Below are 12977 nucleotides of genomic sequence, written 5' to 3'. Positions count from 1 at the left end.
AACCCTGTCCGCGCCGGATATTTCTCGGGGCCTATGCTCTCGTTGCAGGACAGATCGGGGAAGCGTTGATGTCCACCTTGTTGGTTTTAGTGATTGTCGTTGCGATTGGTCTTGTCGGGTTCTTTCTTGGACGCCAGCGCGCCATCAGCAAAGATGACAGAAGTGTCAAAGCCCATTCCTTGCCGCATTATCACGGCTGGTGGGTTTTTCTGGTTTCCGTATTGCCAGCAATTATCTTCATCCTGGTCTGGGCCGTCGGCTCGAGCTTCTATATCGAGCGCCAGGCCATCAACAGCCTGCCGGTGCACAACAGCGAAAGCGTCATTGCCAGCCAGAGCCTCGAGCTTGGCATGGTCGGCGGCATCGCGCGGGGTCTCGACAAGCTGACGGACCAGGAACGGGCGAACCTTCCAACCACTTTCTCCGAATTGCGGCCGCTGCTGTCGAGCAAGGGCGTGGCCCTGGCGACGGAAGGCCAGGACTTCATGATCCCCGTTGCCGTGCAATGGAACAAGAGCACGGCGCGCGCGCATAATATCGGCGCGGTGGTCGCCATTGTCCTTGCCGTTGCCGGTGCGATCTTCGGTCTGTCCGGCGTCAACGTCCGCACGCGGGCCCGCAACAATGTCGAGCGGATCATCCTCTGGGGACTGCTCGCAGCCTCGACCATCGCCATCCTGACGACGGTCGGCATCGTTTTGTCGATGCTGTTCCAGACCATCACCTTCTTCCAGTCCGTAACCCCGTCGAGCTTCTTCTTCGGCACGGTGTGGGATCCGCGCTTCTCCGCAGCCGGCGGCAATGGGGCGCAGGGTCAGTTCGGTCTCATTCCGCTGCTTGCCGGCACGCTCTATATCGCGCTTGTCGCCATGCTGTTTGCCGTGCCGGTCGGCTTGTTCGCCGCCATCTACATGGCCGAATATGCCAGCCGGAACGTGCGGTCGGTGGTCAAGCCGCTGCTTGAAGTGCTGGCGGGCATCCCGACGATCGTCTACGGCTTCTTTGCCCTTGTCACCGTCGGACCGTTCCTGCGCGATATCAGTGCGGCCATATCGGGCGGCTATCCCTTCATCATGGCGCAGAGCGTGCTGACCGCCGGTATCGTGATGGGCGTGATGCTGATCCCTTTCGTTTCCTCCCTGTCGGACGACATCATTACCGCCGTTCCGGGGTCGCTGCGTGACGGCTCGCTCGGGCTTGGATCGACGCGTTCGGAGACGATCCGCCGCGTCGTGCTGCCTGCCGCGTTGCCCGGCATCGTCGGTGCGCTGCTGCTCACCGCGTCGCGCGCCATCGGCGAAACGATGATCGTGGTTCTGGCGGCCGGTGTTGCGGCGAACCTCAACATCAATCCGTTCGACGCCATGACGACCATCACCGTAAAGATCGTCAACCAGCTGACAGGCGATCTCGAATTCAATTCACCGCAGACGCTGGTGGCATTCGCCCTTGGCCTCACCCTTTTCTTCATCACGCTGGCGATGAACATTTTCGCGCTTTACATCGTGCGTAAGTACCGGGAGCAGTACGAATGACCGACACAACACTCAATCCTGCTGCAGTTGCTCCGGCAAAGGTCGTCCGGCGCGACATCGGTCTGAAGCGCCGCTATGCCGCCGAGCGCCGGTTCAAGATTTACGGCATCACCGCGATTGCCATCGGCCTGTTCTTCCTGGTTGCGCTGCTCTACTCGGTGATTTCCAACGGCTACACGGCGTTCTGGCAGACGGAGGTCAGCCTCTCGGTCAAGCTCGACGAGAAGGTGATCGACCCCACGAACAAGCGTGCGACCGACCCGACCGTTCTGCTGACCGCGAACTATCCGATCCTCGTGCGCAATGCCCTTGCCGAAAAGCTGGGCGTCAGCCTTGACGACAAGCCGGCGATCCGCGAACTGAGCAAGCTCGTCTCCGACGGCTCGCGCAGCCAGCTGCGGGAACTGGTTTCAGGAAATCCGGCACTGATCGGCACGACGCAGAACCTCTGGGTGCTGACCGGCGGCGACATCGACTCGGCCTTCAAGGGCCAGATCGACCTGAGTGTCGATCAGGCAAACCGCAAGGTATCGGACCGCCAGGTTGCCTGGATGAACACGCTGGCCAAGGAAGGCGCCATGGCGCAGCGCTTCAACAGCGGCCTGTTCACCTTCGGCGCATCGAGCCGTCCGGAAACGTCGGGTCTCGGTGTCGCGCTCATCGGCTCGCTCTACATGATGCTGATTGTCCTCTGCCTTTCCCTGCCCATCGGCGTGGCCGCATCGATCTATCTGGAAGAATATGCCAAGAAGAGCCGCCTGACCGATATCATCGAGGTCAACATCAACAATCTGGCCGCGGTGCCGTCCATCGTCTTCGGTCTGCTTGGACTGGCCGTGTTCATCAATTTCTTCGGCCTGCCGCGCTCCGCATCGCTGGTCGGCGGCCTGGTGCTGACGCTGATGACGCTGCCGACGATCATCATCGCCACCCGTGCGGCCCTGCGCGCCGTGCCGCCATCCATCCGCTCGGCGGCGCTGGGCATCGGTGCCTCGAAGACGCAGATGGTGTTTCACCATGTACTGCCGCTGGCCGCACCCGGCATCCTGACCGGCACGATCATCGGCCTTGCCCACGCGCTGGGCGAGACCGCACCACTGCTGCTGATCGGCATGGTGGCCTTCGTCGCCAACTATCCGGTCACGCCGCTTGATCCGTCAACGGCCCTGCCGGTGCAGATCTACATGTGGGCGAACGAAGCGGAGCGGGCCTTTGTCGAGCGCACATCCGGCGCTATCATCGTGCTGCTTCTGTTTCTTGCAGTCATGAACATTGGAGCCATCATTCTGCGTCGCCGCTTCGAGCGGCGCTGGTAAACGGGAGCGAATTATGAATCTCATGACAGAACGATCTCTCGAAAAAGCGGTAAACGACAAAATGAGTGCACAGGTCAATACGATCAAAATGCAGGGCAAGGATGTCACCGTTCACTACGGTGAAAAGCAGGCCCTGTTCGGTGTCAGCCTCGATGTGCCGGAAAAGATGGTGACGGCGCTGATCGGCCCGTCCGGTTGCGGCAAGTCGACCTTCCTGCGCTCGCTCAACCGCATGAACGACACGATCGAAGGCTGCAAGATCGGCGGCAAGATCACGCTCGATGACGAGGATATCTACAATCCGAAGATCGACGTGGTCGAGCTGCGCGCTCGCGTCGGCATGGTTTTCCAGAAACCCAATCCGTTCCCGAAGTCCATTTTCGAGAATGTGGCCTATGGCCCGCGCATCCATGGTCTTGCCAAGAACCGGCATGAGCTGGAGGAAATCGTCGAGAAGAGCCTGCGCCGCGCCAGCCTGTTCGACGAGGTCAAGGACCGCCTGCATGAAGCCGGTACCGGCCTTTCCGGTGGCCAGCAGCAGCGCCTGTGCATCGCCCGCGCCATTGCCGTCAGCCCGGAAGTCATCCTGATGGACGAACCCTGCTCGGCGCTCGATCCGATTGCCACGGCAAAGGTCGAGGAACTGATCGACGAACTGCGCCAGAACTACACCATCGTCATCGTCACCCATTCGATGCAGCAGGCGGCCCGCGTTTCGCAGCGCACCGCCATGTTCCATCTCGGAAACCTCGTCGAGGTGGGCGATACGGAAATGATGTTCACCAATCCGACGGAAAAGCGCACGCAGGACTACATCACCGGACGCTTCGGCTAATCACGGGAAACAGGGATAAGAATATGACCGAGTCGCAGCATACCGTCCGTTCCTATGACGACGAACTGAAGTTCCTGACGCACAAGATCGCCGAAATGGGCGGCCATGCCGAGCGCATGGTCGAACAGGCCGTCACCGCCATGGTGAACTCCGACAACGCGCTGGCCCAGCGCGTCATTTCGGACGATCTCATCCTCGATGCCGGACAGCGCGAGATCGACGAAAAGGCCATCACCATCATCGGCAAGCGCCAGCCCATGGCGATCGATCTGCGTGAGATCATCGGCGCCATCCGCATTTCCTCCGACCTCGAACGGGTCGGCGACCTCGGCAAGAACATCGCCAAGCGCGTTGTCGCCGTCACCGATACGCGTCAGACGCTGTCGGTCTATCGCGGCCTGCAGACCATCGCGGAACTCGCCCTGACGCAGCTGAAGGACGTGCTCGACGCCTATGCGACACGCTCCGTGCAGCAGGTCAACATCGTGCGTGAGCGCGATGATGAAATCGATGCGCTGTACACATCGCTGTTCCGCGAACTCCTGACCTACATGATGGAAGACCCGCGCAACATCTCCGCCTGCACGCACCTTCTCTTCTGCGCCAAGAATATCGAGCGCATCGGAGACCATGCGACGAACATTGCTGAAACGGTCTACTACATCGTGACGGGTGCCCAGCTTCCGGCCGAACGGCCCAAGGAAGACCAGACCCACAGCATCATCGTCGATGAAGCCAGACAGCCTTAATTAGGATTCCAGCAATGGCGATCGCTCCCAAAATCACTGTTGTCGAAGACGAGGAAGCGCTCAGCGTCCTTCTCCGGTACAATCTTGAAGCCGAAGGTTATGTCGTCGAGACAATCGCACGCGGTGACGAGGCGGAAATTGCGCTGCGTGAAAAAGTGCCGGATCTGCTCATTCTCGACTGGATGCTGCCGGGTCTTTCCGGCATCGAACTCTGCCGCCGTCTGCGGGCGCGGCGCGAGACCGAAATCCTGCCGATCATCATGCTGACGGCGCGCGGCGAAGAGAGCGAGCGGGTGCGCGGCCTTGCCACCGGTGCTGATGACTACATGGTCAAGCCGTTCTCGACCCCGGAACTGCTTGCCCGCATCAAGGCCATGCTGCGCCGGGTCAATCCGAGCCTGCTGTCGCATGTGCTCAGCTTCGGCGATCTGAAGCTCGACCGCGAGCAGCACCGCGTGTTCCGCAAGGAGCGCGAGTTGAAGCTCGGGCCGACCGAATTCCGCCTGCTGGAATTCCTGATGCAGTCCCCCGGCCGGGTGTTCTCGCGCGGCCAGCTCCTGGACAATGTCTGGGGCGCAGACATCTACGTGGACGACCGTACCGTCGACGTGCATGTCGGGCGGCTGCGCAAGGCCATCAATATCGGCCGCTCGATCGATCCGATCCGCACCGTGCGCGGTGCGGGGTATTCGTTCGGGTAGTCAGTGCCTGCGCGAGAGTTCGCGCGTCGCCCCCTCGATACCCGCCAGGGTCATGGGATACATGCGATGCGCGAAAATCTTGCGGATCATTGCCGTCGAGGCGGTGTAGTCCCAATATTGTTCCTTTGACGGATTGAGCCACGCGGCGTTCTTCCAGTGGTCGAGCACCCGGCCGAGCCAGACCGCGCCCGCCTCCTGGTTCCAGTGCTCGACCGATCCGCCCGCATGGGAAACCTCGTAGGGCGCCATGGCGGCATCCCCGACGAAGATGACCTTGTAGTCCGGTCCGTATTTATGGATGAGATCGAGCGTCGGTATGCGTTCCGCATGGCGGCGGCGGTTGTCCTTCCACACACCCTCGTAGAGGCAGTTGTGGAAGTAGAAATATTCCATGTGCTTGAATTCCGAGCGGACGGCGGAGAACAGTTCCTCGGCGATCCGGATATGCTCGTCCATGGAGCCGCCCACATCGAAGAACATCAGCAGCTTGACATGATTGCGCCGTTCGGGCCGCGTCTGCACGTCGAGATAGCCGTGTTCGGCGGTTGACCTGATGGTGCCGGAAAGATCAAGCTCGTCATCGGCGCCTTCGCGCACCCAGCGGCGCAGCCGTTTCAGAGCAACCTTGATGTTGCGGGTGCCCAGCTCGACACTGTCGTCAAAATTCCTGAATTCACGCTTGTCCCAGACCTTGACCGCCCGGCCGTGCCGGCCCTCGTCCTGGCCGATGCGCACGCCTTCGGGATTGTAGCCATAGGCACCGAAGGGTGAGGTTCCGGCCGTGCCGATCCACTTCGAGCCGCCCTGATGCCGGCCCTTCTGCTCCTCAAGCCGCTGGCGCAGGGTTTCCATCAGCTTGTCGAAACCGCCCAGCGCCTCGATCAGCTTCTTCTCTTCTTCGGTGAGGTGCTTTTCGGCGAGCCGGCGCAACCATTCCTCAGGCAGATTGGCAATGTCGACACCGCTCTCGCCGCCGAGCAGTTCCAGCCCCTTGAACACGTGGCCGAAGACCTGATCGAAACGGTCGAGATGGCGCTCGTCCTTCACCAGGGCGGAACGGGCGAGATAGTAGAACCCTTCCACATCATAGGTCACCAGCCCCGCATCCAGCCCCTCAAGCAACGTCAGATATTCCCGCAGCGATACGGGAATCTTGGCCGCCTTGAGCTCGAGGAAGAAGGGGAGGAACATGGCTAAACCCGCTTATTGTCGTCGATGAACGGCGTCAGTTCGCCGATCCGGCCCTTTGTGCCGGGGCGGACGGAGAGCATCATCCCTGCCTCCTCGCCATGAAGGCCAGCCGCTCGAACAGGTGTACGTCCTGCTCGTTCTTCAGCAGGGCGCCGTGCAGTTTCGGCAAGGCGTTCTTCGGGTCGGCGCGCAAATCTTCCGGGGCGATGTCGTCGGCAACCAGCAGGCGGATCCAGTCCAGCGCTTCGGAGGTCGACGGCTTCTTCTTCAGGCCGGGCACATCGCGGATCTCGTAGAACTGGGTGAGGGCGGCGCGCACGAGGTTCTGCTTGATGCCGGGATAATGCACCTCGACGATCCGGGTCAGCGTATCGACATCCGGGAAGCGGATATAGTGGAAGAAGCAGCGGCGCAGAAAGGCGTCGGGCAGTTCCTTCTCGTTGTTGGAGGTGATGATGACGATTGGCCGGTGTACGGCGCGGATCGTTTCGCCGGTTTCGTAGACGTGAAATTCGTTGCGGTCGAGCTCCTGCAGGAGATCGTTGGGAAACTCGATATCCGCCTTGTCGATCTCGTCGATCAGCAGCACGACTTTCCTGTCGGTCGTGAAGGCATGCCACAGCTTGCCGGGCTTGATGTAGTTGGCGATGTCGTTGAACTTGGCATCGCCGAGCTGCGAATCGCGCAGGCGGCTGACGGCATCATATTCGTAGAGGCCCTGCTGCGCCTTGGTGGTGGATTTGACGTTCCATTCGACCAGTTCCAGATCGAGCGCCGCCGCGATCTGCCGGGCAAGCTCGGTCTTGCCGGTGCCGGGTTCGCCCTTGACCAGCAGCGGCCGTTCAAGCGCAATCGCCGCATTGACCGCCACCATCAGATCCTTGTCGGCCACATAGGCCGCTGTACCTTCAAACCGCATCGCATTCCCTTTCGTGATCGACGAAGATTAAGGGGCGTGCCGGAGGAGGGCAAGAGCCGTCGGGGAATGCGGCGATATGGTTTTCCCGTTGCCACGCCCGCTGTCGCGTCTGGCTGTTTAAAGGTGGGAAAGACGGGCGGTCCCTGGAACGCGGGTCTTGGGGTATGTGGTATGCAATGCTTGCGATCCAAGGACCACCCGCCCCGGCGTTTTCAAGTTTTTGCCCAATGCGCATCCATTGGGTAAAACCTCCCCGGCTTCACAGGTTTTCCTCCCTGTGAAGCCGAAGCGCCGGTCCTTTCCCGACTTGCGAAAGTTTCCGGAAGCATTCCCGCCGGAAAGGACAGGGATGAGAATAACGTGGGTTGGGAAGTGGTGGATAAGTTGGTGTGGTTTTTTGTGATGGAGGTCTTTCACCCCCCTCTGTCCGGCAGCCCAGAGGGGGTGTCCCACGCCTCCACGATGATTATGCGACAAAGATTGTGCGGGGAGGGAAAATCGTTTGCCGCGCACTGGTGCAATGCCTGCATCCGTCCTATATTCGGATCGGCGCTCTGCGCTTCTCGACAGGAGAGACATATTCCCCGGGGCCTTAATGATCCCTTAGGGAGCTGTCCCTGAGGAGGCCCGTGGGCTTCTTCACACGGCACCCACCTACTTTGTAGGTTCCCGGGATCGACTTCTCCATCGGTTGTGTGGACGCCACTTTTGTTTCATCCCGAGCCGGTTCGCATGCCGGCGCCCCATGAAATCAAGCCCGTGCAGCACCACTCCCCCATCAAAGAGCTGAAGAAGAAACTGCGCCTGGAGGCCCTTGGCCGCCGCGATGCGCTGACGACGGAATTCCGCATCGAAGCCTCGATGCGCATTGCCGATTTCGGTCTGGCGGCGCTTGCCGTCGATGCGGGCACCATTGTTTCGGGCTTCTGGCCGATCCGCTCGGAGGTGGATCTGCGTCCGCTGCTGTTCGGCCTGCGCGAGCGCGGTGCACGGCTTTGCCTGCCTGCCATCATCGACAAGCAGACGATCCTTTTCCGCGAACTGGTGCGCGGCGCGCCGATGATCGATACGGGCTTCGGCACGGCGGGGCCGCCGCACGACGCAGCGGTGCTCGATCCATCCTTCATGCTGGTGCCGCTGGCGGCCTTCGATGTCAGGGGGCACCGCATCGGCTATGGGGCGGGCTACTATGACCGGGCCATCGCGCATCTGCAGATCAAGGGCGTGAACCCGCGCCTGATCGGCGTGGCGTTTGACTGCCAGCAGGTTGAAACCGTACCCGATGAGCCGCATGATGTGCCGCTGGAGGCGATCCTGACGGAAAGCGGGTTGCGCCGCTTCGGCTAGACAGATAAATCGATCATTTCAGGCCCCGGCAAGGACCGGGCTCTCTTTCAGGATGTGCGCGTGAGATTACTGTTTCTTGGGGATATGGTGGGGCGTTCGGGCCGGACGGCGGTCTATGAGCAATTGCCGGGACTGATATCCGACCTGAAGCTCGATTTCGTCATCGTCAACGGCGAGAACGCGGCGGGCGGCTTCGGCATCACCGAGGAAATCTTTCACGACACGATCAATGCCGGGGCCGATGTGGTCACGACAGGCAATCACGTCTGGGACCAGCGGGAAGCACTGGTTTTCGCCTCGCGCGAACAGCGGTTCCTGCGCCCGGCGAATTTCCCGCTTGGCACGGCCGGCAAGGGCTCCGGCGTGTTTCTCGCCAAGAACGGCGCGCGCGTGCTTGTGTCCAACATCATGGGCCGCGTGTTCATGCATCCGGATCTGCATGACCCGTTCACCATCGGCGAAGAGATTCTCGCCGCCTGTCCGCTCGGCGAACAGGCCGATGCCGTGGTGTTCGACTTCCATGCGGAAGCCACCAGCGAAAAGCAGTGTTTTGGCCATTTCGTCGATGGCCGCGCCAGCCTCGTCGTCGGCACGCACACCCATGTGCCGACCGCCGATGCGCAGATCCTCAATGGCGGAACGGCCTATATGTCCGATGCCGGCATGTGCGGCGATTACGATTCATCGCTCGGCATGGACAAGGAAGAACCGCTGAACCGCTTTCTGTCGAAGGTGCCGAAAGGCCGGTTTGAAGCCGCCAGCGGCAAGGCGACGATCTGCGGTGTCGGCGTTGACATTTCAGACCGGACCGGACTTGCCGAAAGGATTTCTCCCCTGCGCATTGGCCCGCGGCTGGAAGAAACCATTCCCGCCTTCTGGAAATAGCTCGATACAACCCGGCGCAACCAATCACGCCCGATTCTGCAACACCCGTTTGAGGATAGACCTTCCATGACCCAGACTGTATTTCCCACCGCTTTCGTCCCGCTGAGGCTGGCGGACCGCTCCATTGCCTTCAAGGCTCTGGCCGTTCTGATCGGCACGGCCTTCCTTGCCGTCAGCTCGTGGATCGAAGTGCCGATGTTTCCCGTGCCCGTCACCATGCAGACATTTGCCGTGACGATGGTCGGCGCGCTTTACGGCTGGCGTCTGGGCGGCCTGACCGTGCTTGCCTGGCTGGGTGAAGCAATGATCGGCATGCCGGTTCTGGCCGGCGGCGCCGGCGGGTTCCTTTATTTCGCCGGACCGACTGCCGGTTACCTCGCGGCCTTCCCGGTCGTTGCCGCCGCCGTCGGCTTCCTGGCGGAACGCGGCCTGACGCGCAACGCGTTCGTATCGGCTGCGGTCATGCTGTTCGGCAACCTGCTTTGCCTCGTCCTCGGCGCCTCGTGGCTGGCGCATCTCTTCGGTTTCGAAGCGGCCTGGGCTTCCGGCGTTGCGCCATTCCTGATCGGTGCGGTGCTGAAGTCGGCCCTGGCTGCGGCTGCGATCGAAATGCTCCGCCGTTCGGGCATCGTAGCGCGCCTGTTTTGACCATCCGCCGGCGTGCACATCACCTTCTGTGCACGCTGATTGCTATCGGCAAAGGCCATACACCGGCCTTTGCCGGCAATGACGATAAAATCATCGCGCCGCTGTTTCCAAAGCCGGCTATGGCGATACACGGCTGCAACTTCCCCCATTGTGATCGCGCGGGTGCTGGACGAGACGCCGGTTTTTACCTATAAGGGCGCCATTCCAGACGCCTGTTTCCGCCTGAACAGCCTGCAGACTTGGTTCGCAGGCTTCCGAGGGAAACGGCAGAACCATATCTAAGCACGCAGGGGTGCCATGGCAGGCCATTCACAGTTTAAAAACATCATGCATCGCAAAGGGCGTCAGGACGCCGTTCGGTCGAAGATTTTCTCCAAGCTCGGACGCGAAATCACCGTGGCCGCCAAGCAGGGTCTGCCGGACCCGGCGATGAACCCGCGTCTGCGTCTTGCGGTGCAGAACGCGCGCGCCCAGTCGATGCCGAAGGACAACATCGAACGCGCCATCAAGAAGGCCGCGGGCGGCGACGCCGACAATTACGAAGAAGTGCGCTATGAAGGCTACGGCCCGGGCGGCGTTGCCGTCATCGTCGAAGCGCTGACGGACAACCGCAACCGCACCGCATCGAATGTGCGGGCCGCATTCACCAAATCAGGCGGTGCGCTGGGCGAAACCGGTTCGGTCGGCTTCATGTTCAGCCGCGTCGGCGAAATCACCTACAAGCCGGAAGCCGGCAGTGCCGACAAGATCATGGATGCGGCGATCGAGGCCGGTGCGGATGACGCGCAGACCGATGAAGACGGCCACACCATTCTTTGCGCATTCGAAGACATTGGCGATGTGTCCAAGGCGCTGGAAAGCGCGCTCGGCGAAGCCGAGTCCATCAAGGCCATCTGGAAGCCGCAGACCACGGCGCCGGTCGATGAGGAAAAGGCCCAGTCCGTGCTGCGCCTGATCGCAACACTCGACGACGACGATGACGTGCAGAACGTCTACGCCAATTTTGAAGTCAGCGACGAAGTTCTGGCCAAGCTCAGCGCCGCCTGATTGTCTGACGAGGTTCCCAAAAAAGCCCGCTGGTTGCAGACCAGCGGGCTTTTTATTTGCGCTCAAGGCGAGCGACGCGGAAGAAGAACTCAGGCGTAGCGGGGGATGGGCTTGCTCATATGCACGGCGATGCCGCCCAGGAAGGGTTCCTCACGGTCGATGGTGTAGCCAAGCTTCAGGTAGAGCGCGACGTTCTCGGCAAACATCTTGTTGGTGTAAAGCCGCAGTTTGCGCAAACCGAGCGAGCCGGCAAGCGCTTCCGCGTGGGTGAGGAGCAGTCTGCCATAGCCGCGGCCCTGAAAGGCCGGCGCGACGGCGACGTTCTCGATCAGGAGACAACCGGATTCCCGGATCATTTCGATGAGGCCCGCCAGTTCGCCGTCGGCGTAGAGAAGGTCGACAAGATGGTGCTGGACGGCATGTTCGTAGTTGGCACCCATCGGCTTGGGTTCACGGCCGATCACCGGTATCCACTTGGCATAGGACGCGCGAACGAGGTTGCGGACGGCGTCTGCATCGTCAATGGTTGCCCGTACGAGTTTTTCGTGTCCGTTCCGCATGATGTTCTCCGCGCCAGATGGTGGGGGCAGCAAACATGGTTTCCGGCGCGGGGACAAGGACATGGATGCAATCTTTGTGCAAAGACAGGACGGACCGCAACCGCATGCTGGATGATATCTATACCAATGGTGAACTTGCCGCGCTTTATGACGGCCTGAACCCGGCAGGAGAGGACAGCGCATTCTATCTGCGCAGCGCCGGAACGCCGAAGCGCGTGCTCGATCTTGGCTGCGGCACGGGCCTCCTCGCCTGCATGCTGGCGGCGCGCGGCCATGCGGTCACGGGCGTCGAACCGGCGCGGGCAATGCTGGATATCGCGCGGAGCAGGGAAGGCGGCGGAGCCGTCGCCTGGATCGAGGCGGATGCGCGGTCGCTTGATCTGGGCGCGCGTTTCGACCTGATCATCATGACCGGCCACGTTTTCCAGGTGTTCCTCAGCGATGACGACGTGCATGCCGTCCTGAGGGCTGCCCATGCGCATCTGGCAAAGGAGGGGCGACTGATATTCGAAAGCCGCAATCCAGCGGTGAAGGCATGGGAAAGCTGGACGCCGGAGCAGACGGCCCGGACAGTGTCAGTCGCCGGCGTGGGAGAGGTCGGTGTCCAACACCGGCTGATCGCGGTGAATGGCGATCGGGTTGCTTTCGAGACGGATCATGTTTTTCACGGAACGGGCAAAACGCTGGCCAATGCCAGCACCCTGCGCTTTCTGTCCCAGGCGGAAATCGGCACGCATCTGCGGGACGCGGGATTTACGCGAACCGCCTGGTATGGCGACTGGGTCGAAGGCCCGGTTCTGCCGGAAAGCCGCGAACTTGTCATTGTCGCGGAGCGGGACTGATCGCGCACAAAGCAAAACGGCCCCGCGTGAGCGGAGCCGTTTTGAAATCCGGTATGCCGAAGGGATTAAATACCCAGATTGGCGAAACGGCTCTTGAACTTGGAAACGCGGCCGCCACGGTCGGTGAGCTGCTGCGAACCGCCGGTCCATGCGGGATGCGTGGTCGGATCGATATCGAGGTTCATCGTATCGCCTTCCTTGCCCCATGTGGAACGGGTCAAGTATTCGGTGCCGTCTGTCATCACAACCTTGATGGTGTGGTAGTCTGGATGAATATTGGCTCTCATCTGTCTTATCCTGAACTTAAGGGGCACAAAACCAGAGCCACACAGGGTGCGGAGGGCCGGTTCGGAGCCGATTGGTAGAGATGAAGCCAAACGTCACAGAAACGTGGGCTTCCAA

The 12977-nt window shown here is 61.1% G+C and carries 14 protein-coding genes and 1 other RNA gene; 11 read left to right on the top strand and 4 right to left on the bottom strand.

Features of this window, described 5'->3' with window-relative positions; all coding sequences use genetic code 11:
- Positions 1-68: 68 nt before the first annotated feature.
- The 5 genes from pstC to phoB all read left to right on the top strand — a co-directional run bounded on the left by pstC (position 69) and on the right by phoB (position 5136).
- Complete coding sequence (gene pstC / locus ACZ5FP_RS00905; RefSeq protein WP_464661599.1) at positions 69-1535, top strand: phosphate ABC transporter permease subunit PstC; 1467 nt, start codon at positions 69-71, stop codon at positions 1533-1535.
- Positions 1532-2851 carry a phosphate ABC transporter permease PstA gene (pstA, locus tag ACZ5FP_RS00900; RefSeq protein WP_223613679.1) on the top strand — a complete coding sequence of 440 codons (1320 nt, stop codon included), beginning with the start codon at positions 1532-1534 and terminating at the stop codon, positions 2849-2851. Before pstC ends, pstA begins: the two co-directional genes overlap by 4 nt.
- A gap of 61 nt (positions 2852-2912) precedes the next feature.
- Positions 2913-3686, top strand: a complete 774-nt coding sequence (pstB, locus tag ACZ5FP_RS00895; protein ID WP_223614121.1) for a phosphate ABC transporter ATP-binding protein PstB — start codon at positions 2913-2915, stop codon at positions 3684-3686.
- Positions 3687-3709: 23 nt separating this feature from the next.
- Entirely contained in the window at positions 3710-4435 is a 726-nt protein-coding gene (phoU, locus tag ACZ5FP_RS00890) for a phosphate signaling complex protein PhoU (protein WP_105734424.1), read from the top strand.
- 14 nt (positions 4436-4449) lie between these two features.
- Positions 4450-5136, top strand: a complete 687-nt coding sequence (gene phoB, locus ACZ5FP_RS00885) for a phosphate regulon transcriptional regulator PhoB (protein ID WP_162700294.1) — start codon at positions 4450-4452, stop codon at positions 5134-5136.
- Here phoB and ACZ5FP_RS00880 read toward each other — a convergent pair whose 3' ends face one another.
- Positions 5137-6327 carry a vWA domain-containing protein gene (locus ACZ5FP_RS00880; RefSeq protein ID WP_464661598.1) on the bottom strand — a complete coding sequence of 397 codons (1191 nt, stop codon included), beginning with the start codon at positions 6325-6327 and terminating at the stop codon, positions 5137-5139.
- Between the two features lie 79 nt (positions 6328-6406).
- Positions 6407-7246, bottom strand: a complete 840-nt coding sequence (locus ACZ5FP_RS00875; protein WP_464661597.1) for an AAA family ATPase — start codon at positions 7244-7246, stop codon at positions 6407-6409.
- A gap of 548 nt (positions 7247-7794) precedes the next feature.
- Here ACZ5FP_RS00875 and ssrS point away from each other — a divergent pair.
- From ssrS to ACZ5FP_RS00850, 5 genes are all read left to right on the top strand, one after another.
- A non-coding RNA gene (gene ssrS, locus ACZ5FP_RS00870) (6S RNA) lies at positions 7795-7951 on the top strand.
- Between the two features lie 27 nt (positions 7952-7978).
- Positions 7979-8593, top strand: a complete 615-nt coding sequence (locus ACZ5FP_RS00865) for a 5-formyltetrahydrofolate cyclo-ligase (RefSeq protein WP_346305060.1) — start codon at positions 7979-7981, stop codon at positions 8591-8593.
- 60 nt (positions 8594-8653) lie between these two features.
- The gene (locus ACZ5FP_RS00860; RefSeq protein WP_223613676.1) at positions 8654-9478 is read left to right on the top strand and encodes a TIGR00282 family metallophosphoesterase; all 825 of its coding nucleotides are present in this window, start codon (positions 8654-8656) and stop codon (positions 9476-9478) included.
- Between the two features lie 66 nt (positions 9479-9544).
- On the top strand, positions 9545-10126 hold the full coding sequence (locus ACZ5FP_RS00855) for a biotin transporter BioY (RefSeq protein ID WP_464661596.1): 582 nt from the start codon (positions 9545-9547) through the stop codon (positions 10124-10126).
- Between the two features lie 297 nt (positions 10127-10423).
- Entirely contained in the window at positions 10424-11173 is a 750-nt protein-coding gene (locus ACZ5FP_RS00850; RefSeq protein WP_223613674.1) for a YebC/PmpR family DNA-binding transcriptional regulator, read from the top strand.
- A gap of 89 nt (positions 11174-11262) precedes the next feature.
- On the opposite strand, the gene ACZ5FP_RS00845 is transcribed toward ACZ5FP_RS00850, so the two are convergent.
- On the bottom strand, positions 11263-11733 hold the full coding sequence (locus ACZ5FP_RS00845) for a GNAT family N-acetyltransferase (RefSeq protein WP_463013587.1): 471 nt from the start codon (positions 11731-11733) through the stop codon (positions 11263-11265).
- A 104-nt stretch (positions 11734-11837) separates the two neighbouring features.
- Between ACZ5FP_RS00845 and ACZ5FP_RS00840 the strand changes: the two genes are divergently transcribed.
- A complete protein-coding gene (locus ACZ5FP_RS00840) occupies positions 11838-12575 on the top strand; it encodes a class I SAM-dependent methyltransferase (protein ID WP_464661595.1) in 738 nt (245 codons plus the stop codon).
- Between the two features lie 65 nt (positions 12576-12640).
- Here the strand turns inward: ACZ5FP_RS00840 and rpmE are convergent, their stop codons facing one another.
- A complete protein-coding gene (gene rpmE / locus ACZ5FP_RS00835) occupies positions 12641-12862 on the bottom strand; it encodes a 50S ribosomal protein L31 (RefSeq protein WP_130271002.1) in 222 nt (73 codons plus the stop codon).
- Positions 12863-12977 lie beyond the last annotated feature (115 nt).

Source organism: Phyllobacterium sp. T2-21 (assembly GCF_055378485.1).
This window is presented reverse-complemented; position numbering and strand designations above follow the sequence as displayed.